Source organism: Streptomyces sp. NPDC085946, from assembly GCF_044540485.1.
GTDB lineage: Bacteria > Actinomycetota > Actinomycetes > Streptomycetales > Streptomycetaceae > Streptomyces.
Genome location: NZ_JBITSF010000009.1, coordinates 35,101 through 55,417 on the forward strand (window position 1 = coordinate 35,101; position 20,317 = coordinate 55,417).

General features: G+C 73.1%; 22 protein-coding genes and 1 pseudogene. 10 read left to right on the forward strand and 13 right to left on the reverse strand.

Features of this window, described 5'->3' with window-relative positions:
* The first annotated feature begins 237 nt into the window (after positions 1-237).
* Positions 238-2,271, forward strand: coding sequence for a thioredoxin domain-containing protein (locus tag ACIF8T_RS19245; RefSeq protein WP_400036496.1), 2,034 nt, complete (start codon positions 238-240; stop codon positions 2,269-2,271).
* Positions 2,272-2,472: 201 nt separating this feature from the next.
* Here ACIF8T_RS19245 and ACIF8T_RS19250 read toward each other — a convergent pair whose 3' ends face one another.
* From ACIF8T_RS19250 to ACIF8T_RS19265, 4 genes and pseudogenes are all read right to left on the reverse strand, one after another.
* Positions 2,473-3,207 (reverse strand): Mut7-C RNAse domain-containing protein, encoded by a 735-nt coding sequence (locus ACIF8T_RS19250; RefSeq protein ID WP_400036498.1) that lies wholly within the window; start codon positions 3,205-3,207, stop codon positions 2,473-2,475.
* 33 nt (positions 3,208-3,240) lie between these two features.
* The gene (locus ACIF8T_RS19255) at positions 3,241-3,579 is read right to left on the reverse strand and encodes a hypothetical protein (protein WP_400036500.1); all 339 of its coding nucleotides are present in this window, start codon (positions 3,577-3,579) and stop codon (positions 3,241-3,243) included.
* Between the two features lie 132 nt (positions 3,580-3,711).
* Positions 3,712-3,822 (reverse strand): annotated as a pseudogene (locus ACIF8T_RS19260) (TetR family transcriptional regulator); the annotation flags it as partial.
* Positions 3,823-3,927: 105 nt separating this feature from the next.
* Positions 3,928-4,632, reverse strand: coding sequence for a hemolysin III family protein (locus tag ACIF8T_RS19265; protein WP_400036502.1), 705 nt, complete (start codon positions 4,630-4,632; stop codon positions 3,928-3,930).
* 325 nt (positions 4,633-4,957) lie between these two features.
* On the opposite strand from ACIF8T_RS19265, the gene ACIF8T_RS19270 reads away from it, so the two are divergent.
* On the forward strand, positions 4,958-6,787 hold the full coding sequence (locus ACIF8T_RS19270; protein ID WP_400036504.1) for a phosphoenolpyruvate carboxykinase (GTP): 1,830 nt from the start codon (positions 4,958-4,960) through the stop codon (positions 6,785-6,787).
* 206 nt (positions 6,788-6,993) lie between these two features.
* On the opposite strand, the gene ACIF8T_RS19275 is transcribed toward ACIF8T_RS19270, so the two are convergent.
* Together ACIF8T_RS19275 and ACIF8T_RS19280 are read right to left on the reverse strand one after the other, a co-directional pair.
* A complete protein-coding gene (locus ACIF8T_RS19275) occupies positions 6,994-7,431 on the reverse strand; it encodes an ATP-binding protein (RefSeq protein WP_400036506.1) in 438 nt (145 codons plus the stop codon).
* The gene (locus ACIF8T_RS19280) at positions 7,431-7,634 is read right to left on the reverse strand and encodes a hypothetical protein (protein WP_400036508.1); all 204 of its coding nucleotides are present in this window, start codon (positions 7,632-7,634) and stop codon (positions 7,431-7,433) included. Before ACIF8T_RS19280 ends, ACIF8T_RS19275 begins: the two co-directional genes overlap by 1 nt.
* Before the next feature lie 158 nt (positions 7,635-7,792).
* On the opposite strand from ACIF8T_RS19280, the gene ACIF8T_RS19285 reads away from it, so the two are divergent.
* On the forward strand, positions 7,793-8,647 hold the full coding sequence (locus tag ACIF8T_RS19285) for a helix-turn-helix transcriptional regulator (RefSeq protein WP_400036510.1): 855 nt from the start codon (positions 7,793-7,795) through the stop codon (positions 8,645-8,647).
* Positions 8,628-8,918 carry a DUF397 domain-containing protein gene (locus ACIF8T_RS19290; RefSeq protein WP_400036512.1) on the forward strand — a complete coding sequence of 97 codons (291 nt, stop codon included), beginning with the start codon at positions 8,628-8,630 and terminating at the stop codon, positions 8,916-8,918. Before ACIF8T_RS19285 ends, ACIF8T_RS19290 begins: the two co-directional genes overlap by 20 nt.
* A gap of 245 nt (positions 8,919-9,163) precedes the next feature.
* Here ACIF8T_RS19290 and ACIF8T_RS19295 read toward each other — a convergent pair whose 3' ends face one another.
* Genes ACIF8T_RS19295 through ACIF8T_RS19305 form a run of 3 tightly spaced genes read right to left on the reverse strand, consistent with a single transcriptional unit; the run spans position 9,164 to position 10,725 of the window.
* Positions 9,164-9,649, reverse strand: a complete 486-nt coding sequence (locus ACIF8T_RS19295; RefSeq protein WP_400036514.1) for a hypothetical protein — start codon at positions 9,647-9,649, stop codon at positions 9,164-9,166.
* Positions 9,649-10,272 carry an amidase domain-containing protein gene (locus ACIF8T_RS19300; protein ID WP_400036516.1) on the reverse strand — a complete coding sequence of 208 codons (624 nt, stop codon included), beginning with the start codon at positions 10,270-10,272 and terminating at the stop codon, positions 9,649-9,651. Before ACIF8T_RS19300 ends, ACIF8T_RS19295 begins: the two co-directional genes overlap by 1 nt.
* Before the next feature lie 39 nt (positions 10,273-10,311).
* Positions 10,312-10,725, reverse strand: coding sequence for a hypothetical protein (locus ACIF8T_RS19305; protein WP_400036518.1), 414 nt, complete (start codon positions 10,723-10,725; stop codon positions 10,312-10,314).
* On the opposite strand from ACIF8T_RS19305, the gene ACIF8T_RS19310 reads away from it, so the two are divergent.
* On the forward strand, positions 10,708-10,887 hold the full coding sequence (locus ACIF8T_RS19310; protein WP_400036520.1) for a hypothetical protein: 180 nt from the start codon (positions 10,708-10,710) through the stop codon (positions 10,885-10,887). The two genes, ACIF8T_RS19305 and ACIF8T_RS19310, sit on opposite strands and share 18 nt — an antisense overlap.
* A gap of 178 nt (positions 10,888-11,065) precedes the next feature.
* Here ACIF8T_RS19310 and ACIF8T_RS19315 read toward each other — a convergent pair whose 3' ends face one another.
* Positions 11,066-11,485: a hypothetical protein gene (locus ACIF8T_RS19315; RefSeq protein ID WP_400036522.1), complete on the reverse strand. Its 420-nt coding sequence runs from the start codon at positions 11,483-11,485 to the stop codon at positions 11,066-11,068.
* Positions 11,486-11,593: 108 nt separating this feature from the next.
* Positions 11,594-12,805, reverse strand: coding sequence for a pyridoxal phosphate-dependent aminotransferase (locus ACIF8T_RS19320; protein ID WP_400036524.1), 1,212 nt, complete (start codon positions 12,803-12,805; stop codon positions 11,594-11,596).
* A gap of 126 nt (positions 12,806-12,931) precedes the next feature.
* Here ACIF8T_RS19320 and ACIF8T_RS19325 point away from each other — a divergent pair, with 126 nt between their 5' ends.
* Both ACIF8T_RS19325 and ACIF8T_RS19330 read left to right on the forward strand, forming a co-directional pair.
* Positions 12,932-13,768, forward strand: a complete 837-nt coding sequence (locus ACIF8T_RS19325) for a hypothetical protein (RefSeq protein ID WP_400036526.1) — start codon at positions 12,932-12,934, stop codon at positions 13,766-13,768.
* Positions 13,769-13,935: 167 nt separating this feature from the next.
* On the forward strand, positions 13,936-14,862 hold the full coding sequence (locus ACIF8T_RS19330; RefSeq protein WP_400036528.1) for a trypsin-like serine peptidase: 927 nt from the start codon (positions 13,936-13,938) through the stop codon (positions 14,860-14,862).
* Positions 14,863-14,902: 40 nt separating this feature from the next.
* Here the strand turns inward: ACIF8T_RS19330 and ACIF8T_RS19335 are convergent, their stop codons facing one another.
* Complete coding sequence (locus ACIF8T_RS19335) at positions 14,903-16,522, reverse strand: amidohydrolase family protein (protein ID WP_400036530.1); 1,620 nt, start codon at positions 16,520-16,522, stop codon at positions 14,903-14,905.
* Between the two features lie 19 nt (positions 16,523-16,541).
* Positions 16,542-17,819 carry an amino acid deaminase gene (locus ACIF8T_RS19340; RefSeq protein WP_400036532.1) on the reverse strand — a complete coding sequence of 426 codons (1,278 nt, stop codon included), beginning with the start codon at positions 17,817-17,819 and terminating at the stop codon, positions 16,542-16,544.
* Positions 17,820-17,952: 133 nt separating this feature from the next.
* Between ACIF8T_RS19340 and ACIF8T_RS19345 the strand changes: the two genes are divergently transcribed.
* From ACIF8T_RS19345 to ACIF8T_RS19355, 3 genes are read left to right on the forward strand one after another with little or no spacing between them, the layout of a single operon-like run.
* Complete coding sequence (locus tag ACIF8T_RS19345; protein ID WP_400036534.1) at positions 17,953-19,098, forward strand: sugar kinase; 1,146 nt, start codon at positions 17,953-17,955, stop codon at positions 19,096-19,098.
* Complete coding sequence (locus ACIF8T_RS19350) at positions 19,095-19,868, forward strand: IclR family transcriptional regulator (protein ID WP_400036536.1); 774 nt, start codon at positions 19,095-19,097, stop codon at positions 19,866-19,868. Before ACIF8T_RS19345 ends, ACIF8T_RS19350 begins: the two co-directional genes overlap by 4 nt.
* Entirely contained in the window at positions 19,865-20,275 is a 411-nt protein-coding gene (locus ACIF8T_RS19355) for a RidA family protein (RefSeq protein ID WP_400036538.1), read from the forward strand. Before ACIF8T_RS19350 ends, ACIF8T_RS19355 begins: the two co-directional genes overlap by 4 nt.
* Positions 20,276-20,317: the final 42 nt, after the last annotated feature.

Below are 20,317 nucleotides of genomic sequence, written 5' to 3' on the forward strand. Positions count from 1 at the left end.
GTCCGGCCCGTACGCCGCGAGGGCCCGGGCGCGGGCGTCGTAACTCTTCACTCTTCGGCGGCCGCTCGGCGTCCGCGCGACGACCGTCCCGCACGGCACGGCCGTCCCCGGCGGGAACGGGCCTGCCCCGTCCCGTCCTCGGCCACGGGCGCGGCGGGCCGGGAGGACGTGCGGAGGATCGCCGCCCGGCAGACGCCTGACGCGTGACGGGAGGGGTACTGCGGCAGGATGGACTCCATGCCGAACCGACTGGCGCACGAGACGTCCCCGTACCTCCTCCAGCACGCCGACAACCCCGTCGACTGGTGGCCCTGGTCCCCCGAGGCCTTCGAGGAGGCGCGCGAGCGGAACGTCCCCGTGCTGCTGAGCGTCGGCTACAGCAGCTGCCACTGGTGCCACGTGATGGCGCACGAGTCCTTCGAGGACCGGGCCACCGCCGACTACCTCAACGCGCACTTCGTCAGCGTGAAGGTCGACCGCGAGGAACGCCCCGACGTCGACGCCGTCTACATGGAGGCCGTGCAGGCGGCGACCGGCCACGGCGGCTGGCCCATGACCGTCTTCCTCACCCCGGCCGCCGAGCCGTTCTACTTCGGCACGTACTTCCCGCCCGAGCCCCGGCACGGCATGCCGTCCTTCCTCCAGGTGCTCCAGGGCGTGCGCCAGGCGTGGGAGGAGCGGCACGACGAGGTCACCGAGGTCGCGGGCAAGATCGTGCGCGACCTGTCGGGCCGGGAGATCTCCTACGGCGGCAGCGAGGTCCCCGGCGAGCAGGAGATCGCGCAGGCGCTGCTCGGGCTGACCCGGGAGTACGACGCGCAGCGCGGCGGGTTCGGCGGAGCGCCGAAGTTCCCGCCGTCCATGGTGCTGGAGTTCCTGCTGCGCCACCACGCCCGCACCGGCTCCGAGGGCGCCCTGCAGATGGCGGTGGACACCTGCGAGCGCATGGCGCGCGGCGGGATCTACGACCAGCTCGGCGGCGGCTTCGCGCGGTACTCCGTCGACCGGGACTGGACCGTCCCGCACTTCGAGAAGATGCTGTACGACAACGCCCTGCTGTGCCGGGTCTACGCCCACCTGTGGCGGGCCACCGGCTCCGAGCTCGCCCGCCGGGTCGCGCTGGAGACCGCCGACTTCATGGTGCGCGAACTGCGCACCGCCGAGGGCGGGTTCGCCTCCGCGCTGGACGCCGACAGCGACGACGGCACGGGCCGGCACGTCGAGGGCGCCTACTACGTCTGGACGCCGCAGCAGCTGCGCGAGGTGCTCGGCGAGGAGGACGCCGAGCTCGCCGCCCGCCACTTCGGCGTCACCGAGGAGGGAACCTTCGAGCATGGCCAGTCGGTGCTGCAGCTCCCGCAGCACGACGGACTGGCCGACGCGGCGAAGGTCGAGTCGGTCAGGGCCCGCCTGGCCGAGGCCCGGTCCCGCCGCCCCGCCCCCGGCCGGGACGACAAGGTCGTCGCCGCCTGGAACGGCCTCGCGATCGCCGCGCTCGCCGAGACCGGCGCCTACTTCGACCGGCCCGACCTCGTCGAGGCCGCCCTCGCCGCCGCCGACCTCCTCGTGCGGCTGCACTTCGACGACCACGCCCGCCTGGCCCGCACCAGCAAGGACGGCCACGTCGGCGCCAACGCCGGGGTGCTGGAGGACTACGCCGACGTCGCCGAGGGCTTCCTGGCGCTGGCGTCCGTCACCGGCGAGGGCGTCTGGCTGGACCTGGCCGGGCTGCTGCTCGACCACGTCCTCGCCCGGTTCACCGACCCGGAGTCCGGCTCGCTGTACGACACCGCCGCCGACGCCGAGCGGCTGATCCGCCGCCCGCAGGACCCGACCGACAACGCGACCCCGTCCGGCTGGAGCGCCGCCGCCGGAGCCCTGCTGGCCTACGCGGCCCACACCGGCTCCGCCCCGCACCGCGCCGCCGCCGAGAAGGCCCTCGGCGTCGTCAAGGCGCTCGGGCCGCGCGTCCCCCGCTTCGTCGGCTGGGGGCTGGCGGTCGCCGAGGCCCTGCTCGACGGGCCCCGGGAGGTCGCGGTGGTGGGCCCGTCCCTCGGCCACGAGGGCACGCGGATGCTGCACCGCACGGCGCTGCTCGGCACCGCGCCCGGCACGGTCGTCGCGGTCGGCATCCCCGAGAGCGACGAGTTCCCGCTGCTCGCCGACCGGCCGCTGGTGCACGGCGAACCGGCCGCGTACGTCTGCCGCAACTTCACGTGCGACGCCCCGACGACCGACCCGGACCGGCTGCGCGCGGCCCTCGGCGGCTGACGCGGCGGCTGACGCGGCGGCGGGCGGCGGCGGGCGGCGGCGGGCCCGGCCCGCGGGCCGGGAGCGGGGCGGCTGCCGACGGCGGCGGCGACCCGCTCGCCCCGGGCCGCGACGGGGACGGCGTGACCTGCGGGAAGGGGGACGCCGGGCGGCTCCCGCGGGGACCCGGGCCGCCCGGACGCGACGGCGCCGGCCCGGGGCTCAGCCGTGCTGCGCGCTCCTGCTCACCGCCTGCTCCACGATGGCCTCCAACTGCTCGTGGTGCGCGCCCTTCCAGTAGGCGCGCCCGCAGTCCCGGCACTGGGCGAAGACGTCGTACGTGCGGTGCGTGCCGTGCTTGAGCTGGTCGGCGACCTCGTCCTTGGTGGCCTGCCGCAGCAGCCCGTTGCAGGCGGTGCAGCGCGTCCAGGGCCTCAGGTCGGGCCGGAACCGGTCGAGGACCTCCTGGAGCTGCTCCTCGGGCCGGGTGCTGTAGACGAACGCGCCCGCCCACAGCTCGCGGCGGCGCAGCAGGCCCCGGTCGCGGCTGAGCATGACCCGCTGTTCGGCCGCCGAGCGGGCGGCCAGCGCCGGGTCGCCGATGTCCGTCGACTCGTACGCCGTGTCCACGCCGAGCAGGCGCAGCCGGCGGGCCAGGGTGCCCAGGTGCACGTCGAGCAGGAACCGCAGGGGGGCGCCGGGCACCCGCTGGGGGCGCGTGACGGTCCGTACGCGCACCGACTCGCCCTCCGCCGGCACGTGCGAGGCGGGCACCTCGCGGCCGTCCACGACCAGCGTGCCGACCTCCGTCAGCGGGACGCCGAGGGACTCGACGACGTGGCCGAGGCTGGAGACGCCGTCGGTGGCGGTCCGCAGGGCGCCCGAGGGGCGGGCCTGGGGGACGAACAGGTGCAGTTCGGGGGCGAACTCGATGTGGATCTCGGGACCGTTGTTCACCCGGTCAGGATGTCACGGGACAGCGGCGCGGCTTCAGGGTCCCGCGGCGGGCAGCCCGTGCTCGAAGACGTCCAGGGCGCGGTCGACCAGGTCGGCGAGGTCGTCCCGGTGGCCGTGCTCGGCCCAGTACCGCGAGACCTCCATCAGCCCGCCCACGAGGGACGTCGTGAGGACCCGCACCTCCAGGCTCTCCGGGTCGAGGCCGGTGCGCTCCCCGAGGGACCGGGCGAGCATCCGGCCGGTGCCCGACATGCTCTCCAGCATCCGTGAGCGCACCGCCGGGACCTCGGCCACCAGCCGGGTCCGCAGCCGGGTCACCTCGGCCTCCTCGGCCGTCCCGGCCGTGACGGCCCGGCGCAGCAGGTGCCGCACGGAGTCCAGCCACGGCTCGTCGGCGGGCCGGGCCCGCAGCGCCTCCGCGACGACCGGGCCGTACGCGTCCGTGAGGACGATGTCCTCCTTGGTCGGGAAGTACCGGAAGACGGTGGACGGCGAGACCTCGGCCCGGTCGGCGATCTGCTCGACCGTCGTGGCCTCGTACCCCTGCTCCTCGACCAGCGCGTAGGCGGCGGTGCGGATCGCCTGGCGGGTCTTGGTCTTCTTCCGTTCGCGCAGCCCCGGCGGGGGGGCGGTCGGCGGGGGAGGTGCGGGGGGCCGTCATGGGGGTCATTGTCGGCCATCCGCCCCGGCCGCGGCCAAGACCGGGGCGGCCCCCGCCGCCTAGTACGCCACCAGGGAGATGCCGACGTAGTGCGCGATGAACGCGGCCAGGGTCAGGGAGTGGAAGACCTCGTGGAAGCCGAACCAGCGCGGTGACGGGTTGGGGCGCTTGAGCCCGTAGATCACGCCGCCCGCGCTGTAGAGGAGGCCGCCGACGATCACCAGGACGAGGACGGCGACGCCGCCGGCGCGCATGAAGTCGGGGAGGAAGAAGACGGCCGCCCAGCCCATGGCGATGTAGCAGGGCGTGTAGAGCCAGCGCGGGGCGCCGACCCAGAAGACGCGGAAGAGGATGCCGGCCGCGGCGGCGGCCCAGATGCCCCACAGCAGCCACCGGCCCTTGGCGTCGGGCAGGAGCAGGATGGTGAGCGGCGTGTAGGTGCCCGCGATGATCAGGAAGATGTTGGAGTGGTCCAGGCGGCGCAGGATGCCGTCCATGCGCGGACTCCAGTCGCCCCGGTGGTACAGGGCGCTGACGCCGAACAGCAGGCAGGCCGTCAGGGCGTAGATCCCGCAGGCGATGCGCCCGCGGGGTGTCTCGGCGAGGGCGGTGAGGACGAGACCCGCGACGACGGCTGCCGGGAACATGCCCAGGTGCAGCCAGCCGCGGAGCTTCGGCTTGACCGGATGCGGCAGGTGGAGCTCCACCGGACCGCGGCCGTCGGCCGGCGAGTCCGTGGGCCCGTCGGGGGCGAACGCAGTCATAAGCCGATGGTAGCTACGCGACCGTAGGTCGTGGATCAGCGCACCGGGTCGGCCGCCCAGGAGTGGCGGGCGTCTCACACCGCCGGTGCCGCCCTGACGCAAAGAAACGGTCAGATGAACCCAACGTGCACGTAAAGCCGCAGGGAAACCGTGGTCATCGTCACGTCGCTCACCTGTGCGGCCCTCTGGACAGATGGGCACTCTCGTCGGATGATCAAATGAGTGCGGTCGGCACCGGATGAGCGCCGAAGATCCGTTCGGGAAGCATCCGGGTCGCAGCCCCCACGGGGCCTCCACAACAAAAATCCCCCATTTAGGAGCAATCGTGGCGCGCGACATCGCGGCTCCCACCGTCCCCACCACCCACCAGGGACTGATTTCGTGGGTCAACGAGATCGCAGAACTGACGCAGCCGGACAACGTGGTCTGGTGTGACGGATCCGAAGCCGAGTACGAGCGACTGTGTGAGGAACTGGTCCAGAAGGGCACCTTCCGGAAACTCGACCCGATCAAGCGCCCCCACTCCTACTACGCCGCCTCCGACCCCACCGACGTCGCCCGCGTCGAGGACCGGACCTTCATCTGCTCCGAGAAGGAGGAGGACGCCGGCCCGACCAACCACTGGAAGGCCCCCGCCGAGATGCGGGAGATCTTCCAGGGCTCCGGCGGCGAGGGCGGCCTGTTCCGCGGCTCGATGCGCGGCCGGACCATGTACGTCGTGCCGTTCTGCATGGGCCCGCTCGGCTCGCCGCTGTCCGCGCTCGGCGTGGAGATCACGGACTCCGCGTACGTCGCCGTCGCCATGCGCACCATGACCCGCATGGGGCAGGCGGTCCTCGACGAGCTCGGCTCCGAGGGCTTCTTCGTGAAGGCCGTCCACACCCTGGGCGCCCCGCTGGAGCCCGGCCAGGAGGACGTCCCCTGGCCCTGCAACCAGACCAAGTACATCTCCCACTTCCCCGAGGACCGCGAGATCTGGTCCTACGGCTCCGGCTACGGCGGCAACGCCCTGCTCGGCAAGAAGTGCTACGCCCTGCGCATCGCCTCCGTCATGGCCCGCGACGAGGGCTGGCTGGCCGAGCACATGCTCATCCTCAAGCTCACCCCGCCGCGCGGCGAGTCCAAGTACGTCGCCGCCGCCTTCCCGAGCGCCTGCGGCAAGACCAACCTCGCCATGCTGGAGCCGACCATCCCCGGCTGGACGGTCGAGACCATCGGCGACGACATCGCCTGGATGCGCTTCGGCGAGGACGGCCGCCTGTACGCCATCAACCCCGAGGCCGGTTTCTTCGGCGTCGCGCCCGGCACCGGCGAGCACACCAACGCCAACGCGATGAAGACGCTGTGGGGCAACTCCGTCTTCACCAACGTGGCGCTGACGGACGACGGCGACGTCTGGTGGGAGGGCATGACCGAGGAGCCCCCGGCCCACCTCACGGACTGGAAGGGCAACGACTGGACCCCGCAGTCCGGCACCCCGGCCGCCCACCCCAACGCCCGCTTCACCGTCCCGGCCTCCCAGTGCCCGATCATCGCGCCGGAGTGGGAGGACCCCAAGGGCGTGCCGATCTCGGCGATCCTCTTCGGCGGACGCCGGGCCAGCGCCGTCCCGCTGGTGACCGAGTCCTTCGACTGGAACCACGGCGTCTTCCTCGGCGCCAACGTGGCCAGCGAGAAGACCGCCGCCGCCGAGGGCAAGGTCGGCGAGCTGCGCCGCGACCCGTTCGCGATGCTGCCGTTCTGCGGCTACAACATGGGCGACTACATGGCCCACTGGATCGACGTGGCCAAGGACAAGGACCAGTCCAAGCTGCCGAAGATCTACTACGTCAACTGGTTCCGCAAGGACGACGAGGGCCGGTTCGTCTGGCCCGGCTTCGGCGAGAACTCCCGCGTCCTGAAGTGGATCGTGGAGCGCCTGGAGGGCAAGGCCGAGGGCGTCGAGACCCCCATCGGCATCCTGCCGACCAAGGAGGCCCTCGACACGAACGGCCTGGAACTGGCCGACTCCGACCTGGAGCTCCTGCTCACGGTCGACAAGGAGGTCTGGCGCGAGGAGGCCGCCCTGGTCCCCGACCACCTGAACACCTTCGGCGACCACACGCCGAAGGAGCTGTGGGACGAGTACCGCGCCCTGGTGGAGCGCCTGGGCTGAGCCCCACCCCCTGAACTCCGCGGCCGGCTGGAACCGACAGTGCCCTGACCAGCAACATCGTCACGGCCGGCCGCGGAACCGACTGGCGGGGCCCGCACAACGGCGTGCGGGGTTTCCGGGCCCGTCGCCGCCCTCCGTTCGCCTCGACGGAACCCGGCGGCGACAGGCCCACTCCCGCCCGCTTCGGCGCGGCCCGCTCCGCGGGCTCACGAACGTGCCGACGAAGAACCGAGCGCTCCGGCCGACGCCCTGTGTCGACCGGGGCGCTCGGGCGTTTCCGGAACGCTGACGAGCACCTCGCACCACACCGTCTTGCGGCCGGCCTCCTGCTCCACGCCCCACCGCACGGCCAGCGCGTCGAGCAGCGCCGGTCCGCGGCCCGACTCGTCCTCGGCGCCGACTGCTCCGACCAGGACGGGCAGGGCCCGCGGGTCGGGATCGGTGACCCCGAGCCGGACGCGTCCGCCCTCCTCCCGCCAGACCCGTACCGTCACGGGGACGCCCTCCCCGACGTGCCGGATGACGTTCGTGACGAGCTCGCTCGCGCAGAGCTGCACGTCGATCCCGTACGAGCGCAGGGCCCGCCGCACGCCGGACACCTCGACGGGGGTCGCGAGCAGTTCGAGCGTCACCACCGGCCGCATCACGCCGCACCCTTGCGCAGGGCGGCGGCCAGGGCCTTGGCGGTGAGGAGATTGCAGTTGCCGAGCGCGATCAGCGGCCGGGTGGGGCAGCGGGCGGCGAAGGCCGGGAGATCGAGGCCGAGGGACGGCAGGGTGATGCCGTGTGCGGCGAGTGCGGCTCGCAACTCCTCGACGCAGGCGTCGGCTTCGGCGGGGCTGTGCATGGGGGTTCACACCTTCCAGTGCGCTGAGTGACGGACTCCTCACACTGTGGCGCCGGCCGCCGTACCGTGACAGCCCTTCGGCATCCCGCGCCTGATCCGCGCGGACACGGTGCCGGGTGAGGCAGCGCGCGGTAACGGCACAGCAAGGACGGTGAACGATGGGTCAGCGCAAGGACATCGACGGTTCGACGGGCGTCCCGACCTTCTACGGCAGTGAGTTGCGCTGGAAGCGGGAGGAGGCGGGCCTGACCCTCCAGCAACTCGTCGAGGGCAGCTTCTACGGCCCGAGCCACCTCAGCGAGATCGAGCGGGGCACGCGCCGGATGCCGGCGGAACTCGCCGAGCACGTGGACAGGGTGCTGGGCACGGACGGCTTCTTCAGGCGGCGGTGTGAGGACGTGCGGCGGGCGAAGCGGCGGGGGCACGCGAGCTACTTCGAGCGGGTGCTGGAGGCGGAGCAGCACGCGGAGACCATCGAGGAGTGGTGCCCGACGCTGGTGCCGGGGTTGTTGCAGACGGAGGCGTATGCGCGGGCGGTCACTCGCTCTGCCCACCCTCTGGCTCCGGACGAGGAGGTGGAGGAGAAGGTGACTGCCAGGCTGGCGCGGTCCCGGCTGTTCGAGGACGACCACAAGACCCCCGAGTACTGGGTGATCCTGCCCGAGTCGTTGCTGCGTCAGCCGATCCTGCCGCCGGAGCGGAGCGCCGAACAGTGGGAGCGCATCGCGGAACTCGCGCGATGCCGCCGGATCGTTCCCCAGATCCTTCCGTGGAACTGCGGCGCGCATCCACTGATGCTGGGCTCGGCCATGGTCATGACCTTCCCGGACGCCCCGCCCCTGGTTTACACGGAGGCGCAGTACAGCGGGGACACCATCGACGATCCGGCCCTCGTGAAGCAGTACCGCAAGGCATACGATCGGCTCAGGGCCGCCGCACTGCCCCCAGAGGCGTCCCTCGCCCTGATCGAGCAAGCGGCTGAGGATGACGGAAATGGCAAGCAACGGGATTGACTTGAGCACAGCCGTCTGGCGCAAGAGCACGTACAGCAACGGAAGTGGCGGCGACTGCGTAGAGGTAGCCGAAGCGTTCCCCGGCGCGGCACGCTGGCGCAAGAGCACCTACAGCAACGGCGACGGCGGCAACTGCGTCGAGGTCTGCGACGCCCACACCGCCGTCGTCCCCGTCCGGGACTCCAAGGTCCCTCACGGCCCGGTCCTCACCATCACGGCCCCGGCCTGGACGTCCTTCGTCACGTCCCTCAAGTCGGCACCCTCGGCCTGAGCTGCCACCTTCCCAGGGGCGGCGCGCATCACCGCGTCTCTCCACCTGGTCCGGAGCCGGCTCTCCAGCGCCAGATGTTCGAAGGCACCCTGCTATCGCCCACCATGTAACGCGAGACGAGCAGCACGCACGCGCTGAGACAGGCGATTGCGAGTGAAGAGCGCAGGCCGGGAGTACCCCGGCCTGCGCTTGTGGTGACGGTCCCTGCGAACCCGCCTGATGGCGGGAACACGGGCGTGCGGCGGCTACGGTTTCACCGGGTCGCCGTTCCCGATGGCCAGCCACCACACTCCGTCGTCGCGGGTGAGGTCGAGGGTCTGGCGGCTTTCGCTTCCGTAGCGGAGTTCGACACTGGCTAGACCCGGTGTGACGGGGTCCGCGACCACGGCCTGAACCGGATGACCGGCCTGGGCGCCGAACTTGGAGATCAGGTCCCGCGCGGCCGCCTCCCTGCCCGTGTACCACGGAGCACCGATGTCGGCCAGGTCCTCGGCGTCACCGTCCCGAAGGCGCTGGACGTAGACCTCGAGAAGCAGTTCGGCCTCGCGTGCGACCTCCTCGGCCTCGGGATAGGTCGACGTGGCGGCTCGGACCGTCACGTGCACCTCAGGGGTGTCCCGCAAGGCGTACGGTGCCGCATCGCGCTTCGACCACCAGACCAGGGCGCCCACGGCCACGCAGAGGGCGACGACCACGGCGATGAGCCATCGCGCTTTCGCGGTCCGGGGCATCAGTACCACTCCGGAATGACTCGGTGGATGTTCGCCCACGTTCCCCTCTGGCTGTTGATGTAGGTGTCGAGACGCTGGTTCAGACGGTTGTTGTTGTGGGCGCTCACGTAGGCCTTGCCGTTCTTCATCTTGGTGATGACGCCCGCGTGGTCCCAGCCGCCCTTGCCGCCCCAGTTGAAGAAGACCACGTCACCGACCTTGGCCTCTTTCTGCTTCGACTCGGTGTTCACGATGCCGGCGCTGTGCTTGGAGAGGAAGGTCTCCATCTTGTCGGCGACGGTCCACGTGTGGGACCACAGATAGTAGAACCCCCCGCCGGAGTGCGGTGGCGACGAGTGCTTGGTACGCCACCAGTAGTTGGTGCTCTTCTTGTCCTTGCCCACGCCCTTCATGCGCATGCCGCCGCCGTGGTACAGCGCCTTGGACACGAAGTTGGTGCAGTCCTGGCTGTACTCGTGCCGGTCGTTCCAGTGCTTCTTCGCCCACTTGGACGTGCCGCTGCGGCTGATGCTGCCGAAGGCTTCGTACTGCGCCGTTCCCAGGCCGAGTGCGGCGGGGCTGTCGGGGACCTGTCGTGTGAGCGCGGTGGGCGAGATGTCGCTCTCCACGCTGCCGTACGTCACGGTTCCCAAGGCGTCGTCGCCCTTGGACAGACGCTGTTCTTACTGCTGCGCGCTGAGCTTGCTGCGCAGTACGGGCGTGTCCTGTCCGGAGAAGGTATAGAGGAGCGTCGTTTCGTTGGTCTCCGGTTCCTCGGGGCTGTCGGCGAGCGTCCGCTGCTCATTCACGGTGGCCCGGACGGCCACCGATCCGTCGGAGGAGGGCATGACCAGGACATCCGACAGGGTCGATGTCATGGCCGTGTAGTCGAGGCCGTCCGCCTTCAGGGACTTCCGATTGTCGAGCAGCCAGAACTCCTCGGCCTTCAGCAGCCAGGAGTACTTCGAGGCATGCGGCTTGCCCTGCGTCGCGGCACCGGCTGTGCTGTGCGCACCCGTGGTCAGAGCGGCGACGGCCTCGAGGTACTCGTTGAGCGCCGCGGTGTACCGGCGCGGATCGTGTCCCGTCTGGCACACGTCACGGTCGTGTCGGCGGCCTCCGTCCGGGCCGGCGTCCGTCCGCTGCGCACCTTCCCGTTCAGTGCCTGGGCTCCGGACGAGGGTCTGACGTGCGGCTTCACCGCCGATCCGGAGACGAGCGCTCCGGTGCGGGCCGAGGCGGAGGCGGAGACCGCGTGATCTTCCGGCACGTCGTCAGCGCTGTGGGCGTTCCGGCCGGTCCTGGCGGCGTGCGACCGCGGGCATGCGCGGGGCCGTCCCCGGAGGGGCGGCCGCGTGGTGGATCGTGTGGCGCCCGGTCCGCGCGTCGCTGCGGGTGCACGCGGACCGGGGCCGTCCGAGGGAGCCCGGCGAGGGCTCAGTGGGACGCGAGGGCGCGCGGCTCCAGGGCCGCCGTGTGCGCGTCCATGCGTTCGGCGGCCAGGATCGCGGCCGCCGTGTCGGCGCGGGAGGCGGCGACGACCAGTGCGCGGCCCGCCAGGGTGTGCGCCCGTCGGTGCAGCGCCGGGGCGTCCGGCTCGCGCCGGGTGTGGCCCGCCGCGCGGGCCGGCGCCCGGCCGCCCCGCAGCCGTGCCACCTGTTCGGCCAGCCGTTCGGCCGCGGCCTCCAGGTCGGCCGACGGCTGCAGCGCCCGCAGCTCGTCGGTGACCGCGAGCAGCGCGGCGAGGTGGCCCGCGAGCTGGATGTCCAGCTCTTCCTCACGCGAACGGTGAGGGAAGTCGGAGGGCTTGCCGGCCACCGTGCTGTGGACCGACTTGCTGCGGATCGGTTCGTACATGGACGGCCTCCTGAGTGCTTACAGGAAGCCATCCTACATTGGATTCCGTCTAAAGTTGAGCCGTTCACAAGATCGGACGCCTTGTGCGCGGGCGGTGGCGATCCGTGCTCAGGGCTGGCCGTAGCCGTCCAGGAAGCGGCCGATCCGGCCCACCGCGTCCCGCAGGTCGGCCACGCTCGGCAGGGTCACCACCCGGAAGTGGTCCGGCTCCGGCCAGTTGAACCCGGTGCCCTGGACGACCATGATCTTCTCGCGGCGCAGCAGGTCCAGCACCATCCGCCGGTCGTCCCTGATCTTGAAGACCTTGGGGTCCAGGCGCGGGAAGAGGTACAGCGCCCCCCTCGGCTTCACGCAGCTCACCCCGGGGATCTGGGTCAGCAGTTCGTAGGCCGTGTCCCGCTGCTCGCGCAGCCGGCCGCCCGGCAGCACCAGGTCGTTGATCGTCTGCCGGCCGCTGAGCGCCGCCACCACGCCGTGCTGGCCCGGCATGTTCGCGCACAGGCGCATGTTCGCCAGGATCGTCAGGCCCTCGATGTAGGAGTCGGCGTGGGCGCGGGGGCCGGAGATCGACATCCAGCCGACCCGGTAGCCGGCCACCCGGTAGGCCTTCGACATGCCGTTGAAGGTCAGCGTGAGCAGGTCGGGGGCGACCGCCGCGGTCGGGGTGTGCGTGGCGCCGTCGTAGAGGATCTTGTCGTAGATCTCGTCCGAGCAGACCAGCAGGTTGTGGCGGCGGGCGAGGTCCGTCAGGCCCTTGAGCACGGCCTTGTCGTAGACCGCGCCCGTCGGGTTGTTCGGGTTGATGATCACCAGCGCCTTGGTGCGGTCGGTGATCTTGCGTTCCACGTCGGCCAGGTCCGGCATCCAGTCCGACTGCTCGTCGCAGCGGTAGTGCACCGCCGTGCCGCCGGACAGGGAGACGGCCGCCGTCCACAGCGGGTAGTCGGGGGCCGGTACGAGGACCTCGTCGCCGTCGTCCAGCAGGCCCTGCATCGCCATCACGATCAGCTCGGAGACGCCGTTGCCGATGAAGACGTGCTCGACGTCGGTCTCGATGCCGATGGTCTGGTTGTGCATCACGACCGCCCGGCGCGCGGCCAGCAGGCCCTTGGCGTCGCCGTAGCCGTGGGCCGAGGAGACGTTGCGGAGGATGTCCTCCAGGATCTCGGGCGGACACTCGAAGCCGAACGCCGCCGGGTTGCCGGTGTTCAGCTTGAGGATGCGGTGACCGGCAGCTTCCAGCCGCATCGCCTCCTCGAGCACCGGTCCCCGGATCTCGTAACAGACGTTGGCGAGCTTGGTCGACTGGATCACCTGCATGCCTGGCAGCTTACGGCCCGGTAACGCTCCGCGGGTCGTGTTCTCCACCACGTGGGACGCGGCGGTTTGGGTGGATATCGCCGAGGGCTGTCCCATCGACCCCTCCCGTCTCTACAATGCGCCGCCATGTCCAGGCCAGCTCAGTACGACGACGGGGCGTACGGCGCGCACGCCGCGAACGGTGTGCCCGGCGCGTACGACCTCCGGGATGCGCACCCGGCGGGCGGCGTGCACGGGGTGCCGCCGAACGTGTACCACCCGCAGGCCGTCCCGCCCCCGGCGTACGAGGAGTACGCGGACCCGGCGGCCGCCCACGGCTGGCAGAACGCCTTCGACGAGACGGCCGAACTGCCCGTGGCGGCGGACGGCCCGCCCGGTGCTTACGGGCCCGGTCCCGGCGCGTCCGACGGCGACCCCGACGACGACGGCGGTCCCGGTCCGGACCACCGCCGCCGTGCCTCCGGGCGCGGCTCCCGGCGCAAGCCCGCCGCCTGGCGGTCGCGCCGGGTGGCGGTCGCCGCGGGGGCGCTGGGCGCCGTGTCGGCCGCCGCGCTGATCGCCGGGTTCGCGTTCTCGGAGTCGCCGTCCGGCGGGCAGGGCACGGGGGACCGCACGGGCCCGACGGCCGGGGACCCGGTGTCCTCCGCCGGCCCGGAGCCGGCCTCGTCCCCGGGTTCCGCGGCCGGCCGGCCGCCGGGGGGCGGCGGGGAGGCGGCCGGGACGGCGTCGCCGGGCTCGCCGGTCTCCGGGGGCGGTTCCCCCGCCGGTTCCTCCGCCGGCCCGGGGGCGACGGCGGGCTCCTCCACGGGGGCCGCCGAGGGCCCCTCCTCCGCGGCGACCCCCACCGCCGGTCCGACGGCGACCTCCGCGCCCGCTCCGGCCCCGACCTCGACCGCGTCCGCTCCGGGGAACGGCAACGGCAGGCCCGGGCACGGCCAGGGCGGCACCAAAGGGCCCCGGTAAAGGAACCAAGGGCCCCCGGTGAAGGGGGCGTAGGCGTATTGCACCGGCCACGTCGCGGCCGGTGAGGACTCCTTGTGCCCCCCTGCCCCTCCGATCACAATGCACATGACAAGTGAGCGGGCGGCCGGGAGTTCCCGGCCGCCCTCGTCCTCGGAGGGGACCCCCACATGAGAAAACCTCTCGCCGCCGCACTGCTCGCCCTGGTGGTGTCCGGGGCGGGCGCGGCCCCCGCGGCCGCGGCCGGGCCCGCCGCCGCGGACACGGGCACCGGCGTGGACCTGGACACGGTCACCTCGGTCGTCCACGACGCGGTCACCTCCGCCACGGCCGGCCTGGCCCGGGTCACCACCCCCTCGGCCCGGGCGGCGGACTTCGCCGGCACCGTCTCCCTCAGCAACTGCTCCGGCTCCGTCGTGCGCATGCCCGACGCCGAGGACGACGACCCGGCGCTCGTGCTCACCAACGGCCACTGCCTGGAGTCCGGGTTCCCCGCGCCCGGCGAGGTCCTCGTCGACCGGGCCTCCACCCGCTCCTTCGGCCTGCTCGACTCCGCCGGCACCCGGGTGGCGACCCTGCGCGCGAGCAGGCTCGCGTACGCGACGATGACCGACACGGACGCGGCCGTGTACCGGCTCACCCGCACCTACGGGCAGATCAGGAGCGCCTACGGCATCGGCGCCCTCACCCTCCAGGACACCCGCCCGGCCGCCGGCACCTCCGTCAGCGTCGTCTCCGGCTACTGGAAGCGGATCTACACCTGCTCCGTCGACGGGTTCGTGCACCGCCTGCAGGAGGGCGACTGGACCTGGAAGGACTCGGTCCGCTACACCTCCGCCTGCGACACCGTCGGCGGCACCTCCGGCTCGCCCGTCGTCGACACCGCCACCGGCCGGGTCGTCGCCGTGAACAACACCGGCAACGAGGACGGCGGGCGCTGCACGGTGAACAACCCCTGCGAGATCGACCCGAACGGCACTGTGACGGTCCGTCAGGGCATCAACTACGCCCAGCAGACCTACCCGTTGGCGGCCTGCTTCGGCGCCGACAGCAAGCTGGAGCTGAGCGCGGCCGGGTGCACCCTGCCCAAGCCGTAGGCCGGGCCGGGCCGGGCCGGGGCGGGGCGGCGGCGGACGGTCATCCGGTGCCCACGGGCGTGCGGCGCACCGACCGGCCCGCCAGGACGTCCGTCCGCCGCCCGTCCTCGATCACGAACCGCCCGTCGACCAGGACGTGGGGGATGCCCGTCGGCAGGACGCGCGGCTCGGCGAAGGTGGAGCCCGCGGCCACCGTCGCCGGGTCGAAGAGCACCAGGTCCGCCTTGTACCCCTCGCGCACCAGCCCGCGGTCCGGCAGCCGCAGCCGGGCCGCCGGGCGGGAGGTCAGGTGCGCGACGCACTCCTCCAGCGACAGCACGCCCAGCTCCCGCACGTAGTGGCCGAGGTAGTGCGGGAAGGTGCCGTAGGCGCGCGGGTGGGGCTTGGCGCCCTGGAGGATGCCGTCCGAGCCGCCGGTGTGGACCCGGTGGCGCATGATGGCGCGGACGTTCTCCTCGTGGCCGACGTGCTGGAGGATCGTCGGCGCCAGCCGGTCCGCCAGCAGCAGCCGGCGGGCGGTCGTCCAGGGACTCTCGCCGCGCAGGTCCGCCGACTCCCGGACGGTGCGGCCCACGTACGCCGCGAGCGCCGGGTCGCCGACGCCCGAGATCTCGACGGTGTCCCACTCGACGGGCACGCCGTGGCAGCCGTCCGACCCGGTGACCTCCAGGTGCCGGCGGATCCGCTCGGCGGTCCCCTCGTCGGCCAGCCGCCGCAGGATCTCCTCCGGCCCGCCCTCGCTCGCCCAGCTCGGCAGCAGCGCCACGAGCGTGGTGCAGCCGGGCGTGTAGGGGTAGGTGTCCAGGCTGATGTCGGCCCCGCTGGCCAGCGCCTCGTCCAGCAGGGCCAGCAGCTCGGGCGCCCGGCCCCTGTTCACGCCGAAGTTCATGGTCGCGTGGGCCAGGTGCAGGGCGCAGCCCGCCGCACGGGCCAGCCGGACCATCTCCTCGTACGCCCGCAGGGCCCCGGCCCCGTAGGAGCGGTGGTGGGGGCAGTAGTAGCCGCCGTACCGGGCCACCACCCGGCACAGTTCGGTGAGTTCGGCGTCCGGGGCGTACATGCCGGGCGTGTACGTCAGCCCGGACGACAGGCCGACGGCGCCCTGCTCCAGGCCCTCGGCGACCAGCCGCCGCATCCGGTCCAGTTCCGCCCCGGTCGCCTCCCGGTCCTCCCAGCCCACGGCGAGCGCGCGGACCGTGCCCTGGGGGACGAGGTAGGCCGCGTTCACGGCGACGCCCCGGTCCAGGCGGTCCAGGTACTCGCCGACCGAGCGCCAGTCGAAGTCGACGTCGTCGCCGTACCCGTTCCACCCGGCGATCGCCCGGCGCACCCCGGCCAGCGTGCGGTCGTCGACCGGGGCGTACGACAGGCCGTCCTGGCCGAGGACCTCCAGGGTGACGCCCTGCGCGGCCTTGGCGCTGTGGTCGGGGTCGCGCAGCAGCGCCAGGTCGCTGTGGGCGTGCATGTCGATGAAGCCGGGGGAGAGGACGAGGCCCTCCGCGTCCAGCTCGCGCGTGGCGCGCGGGCGCTGGCAGCCCGCCGCCGCTGCCTCCTTGACGATCGAGACGATCCGGCCGCCGTCCACGACGACGTCGGCGCGGTACGAGGGGGCGCCGGAGCCGTCCACGACGTCCGCGTCCCGGATGACGAGGTCTTCCACGGGAGAGCCTCCAGCGCTTCTAGAAGAACGTGCGGATGTAGTCGACGACCGTGCCGTCCGCCTCGGCGAGCGGGATGAGCTGCCACTTGTCGAAGGACGTGCACGGGTGGGAGAGGCCGAGGCCCACCCAGTCGCCGACCGCCAGGTCCGCCCCGGGCCCGGTGCGCAGCCAGGCGTGCTGGTCGGACAGGGCGGTCACCTCGATCCCGGCGGCCGGGCGCTCCGCGCCGTCCCGGCGGACGACCTGGGCGCAGGGCAGGTCGAGGTCGTGGGCCGCGTCCCGCTTGCCCGCGTTCAGGAAGGCCTGCTCGGCGGAGGGCCGCGACACCACCTGCGTCCACAGGCGGAACGCCGGCTCCAGGGCGCCCTCCTCCGGCACCCGGTTGAAGGGGGTCAGCCTGCGGTAGTGGCCGTCGTCGTGCGAGACGTACGCGCCGGAGCGCAGCAGCTTCAGGACGGGGCGGGAGAGGCCGGGGAGGCCGGCGAACACGTCGGCCACCGCGTCGAACCAGGCGCTGCCGCCCGCGCTGACGACGATCTCGTCCGCGGCGGACAGGTGCCCCGCCGCGTCCAGGTCCGCGGCCAGCGCGACCAGCCGGCCCAGCCACGCCCGCACCCGCTCCGGGTCGGCCCGCGGCACCTCGCCCTCGTAGCCCGCGACGCCCACCAGGCGCAGGGTGCGGGTGCCCACCACCGCCTCGGCGACGGCCGAGCACTCCGCCTCCGTCCGCACCCCGGTGCGGGCGCCCTCCCCGGCGGCGAGTTCGACCACCACGTCCAGGGGGCGGCCGGCGCCGCGCAGCGCCGCGTCCATCAGCTCCACCCCGCGCACCGAGTCGACGTAGCAGACGAACCGGAACTCCGGGTCGGCGTCGAGCTCGGCGGCGATCCAGCGCAGGGCCGCCGGGTCGACGAGCTCGTTGGCGAGGAAGACGCGCCGGACGCCGAACGCCCGCGCCACCCGCACCTGGTGCGGCACCGCCAGTGTGACGCCCCAGGCGCCGTGCTCGATCTGGCGGGCGAACAGCTGCGGGGCCATGGAGGTCTTGCCGTGCGGGGCGAAGGCGAGGCCGTGGCGTTTCGCGTACGTCTCCATGAGCGTCAGGTTGTGCGCCAGGCGCTCGGCGGACAGCGCGAGCACGGGCGTGGTGAAGCCGCCCGTGAAGAGGTTGCGGCGCTGGGCGGCCAGGTCGCCGACGGTCAGGCCGTCGGCGTCCGGCGGGAGGCCCTTGAAGCGGTGGTCGACGCGTTCCTCGGCGAGGCGGGCCAGCGCTTCGGTGCCGGGGTCGAGGGCCATGGAGCCTCCTGATCAGGTCTGTTGCACTATCTGCAACATCCGTTGCGTATATCGCTCAACGCTGTCTAACATCTCGGCCACGCGGGGTCAACGGAGCCGCATCCCGCCCGGCCGTGAAGGAGCTACGAGGATCGTGACCGCCGGCGGACCCTGCAACGCCCCCGACGTCGTGGACGTCGTCGCGCTCGGCGAGTCCATGGTCGCCTTCCTGCCCTCCCGGCCGGGCCGCCTCGCCGACGTCCCCTCCTTCGCGCGGGCCATCGGCGGCGCGGAGTCCAACGTGGTCTGCACACTGGCCGCCGCCGGGCACGCCGTGCGCTGGGTGAGCCGGGTGGGCGCCGACGGGTTCGGCGACCACCTGGTGGAGACCGTCGGGGCGTACGGCGTCGACACCGCCTCCGTGCGGCGCGACCCGGCCCGGCCGACCGGCGTCTACTTCCGCACCGCCGGGGACCGGGGGACGGACGCGCACGAGGTCGCGTACTACCGGGCCGGGTCGGCGGCGTCCGCGATGAGCACCGGCACGGTCGACCTGGACGCGGTGCGCGCGGGCCGGATCCTGCACCTGTCGGGCATCACCGCGGCCCTGTCCGAGGACTGCCTCGGCCTGCTGCGGGACCTGACGGCACCCCGCCCCGGCCGCCCGCCGGTCTCCTTCGACGTCAACCACCGCGCCGGCCTCTGGCCCGACCCGGCCCGGGCCGGCCGCGTCCTGCTCGACCTGGCCCGCGCCTGCGACCTGGTCTTCGTCGGCACCGACGAGGCCGAGGCGGCCTGGGGCGTCACCGGCGGCCCGCGGGCCGTCCGCGCGGCCCTGCCGGAACCGTCCGTCCTGGTGGTGAAGGAGGGCGCGCGGGGCGCGACGGCGTTCGTCCGCACCCCCGGCGAGCCGCTCCGCCCGCCCGCGCCGGCGCGGGGCGCCGCGCCCGGCGACGCGGCACCCCCGGACGGCACCCACCGCCCCACGCCCCCCGATTCCGTCACCTTCGTCCCCGCCCTCGACGTCGACGTCGTCGCCCCGGTCGGGGCCGGGGACGCCTTCGCCGCCGGGTTCCTCTCCGGCACCCTGCGCGGGCTGCCCGTGCGCGAGCGGCTGCGGCACGGGCATCTCATGGCCGCCGCCGCGCTCACCGCCCCGGGCGACCTCGCCGCGCCCCCCGCCCGCGCCCACGCCGACCGGCTCGCCGCCCTCGACGACGCCGCGTGGGGGAGACTTCGACTCGGCCCCGGGTGGACCGACGCCGTGGAGGGGGCCGAGGAGGAGGTACGTACGCCATGAGCCAGACCGTCGACCGCGCGCTGAGCATCCTGCCGCTGCTCGCCGAGGGCCCCGCCGACCTCGGGCGGGTCGCCGACCGCCTCGGCGTGCACAAGTCCACCGCGCTGCGGCTGCTGCGCACCCTGCACGAGCACGGGCTGGTCTACCGCCAGTCCGACCAGCGCTACCGGCTCGGCGCCCGCCTCTTCGCCCTCGCCCAGGAGGCGATGGAGAACCTCGACGTCCGCGAGATCGCCCACCCCCACCTCGCCCGCCTCAACGAGCGCTGCGGCCACACCGTGCACCTCGCCGTGCACGAGGAGAACGAGGTGCTCTACATCGACAAGGTGGAGAGCCGCTACCCGGTGCGGATGTACTCGCGGATCGGCAAGCCCGTCGCCCTCACGGTGGCCGCCGTCGCCAAGCTGCTCCTGGCCGACCTGCCCGAGCCCGAGCGCCGCGCCCTCGCGGAGAAGCTCGACTACCCCATGTACACGCCCCGTTCGACACCGAACGCCGAGGCGTTCCTCAAGGAACTGGCCAAGGTGCGCGAACAGGGCTGGGCCACCGACCTCGGCGGCCACGAGGAGTCCATCAACTGCGTCGCCGCCCCCATCCGCGGCGCCGACGGCCGGGTGGTCGCCGCGATGTCGGTCTCCGCGCCGAACGTCGTCGTCACCGCCGACGAACTCCTCACCCTCCTGCCGCTGGTGCGCCGCACCGCGGACGCCATCAGCGGCGAGTACTCCGGCAGGACCCCCGTGCCCCACCCCGACAAGGACACCGCATGACCGAGAAGACCGCGCTCACCCCCACGACCCACACCACCCCGCCGGCCACGTTCTCCCACGGCGTGCGGAAGGGCAACATCCTCCAGGTCGCCGGTCAGGTCGGGTTCCTGCCCGCCGAGGAGGGCAAGCCGCCCACGCCCGCCGGCCCCACCCTGCGCGAGCAGACCCTCCAGACCCTCGCCAACGTCAAGGCGATCCTCGAAGAGGGCGGCGCCGGCTGGGACGACGTGATGATGATCCGCGTCTACCTCACCGACGTGGACCACTTCGCCGAGATGAACGAGATCTACGACGCGTACTTCGAGGAGCAGGGCCTCACCGGGCCGCCCGCCGCGCGCACGACGGTCTACGTCGGCCTCCCCGCCGGGCTCCTCGTCGAGATCGACGCGCTCGCCGTGCTCGGCTGACCGCCGGCCGGCACCCCCTCACCTCCCGCACGCCGTAGGGCG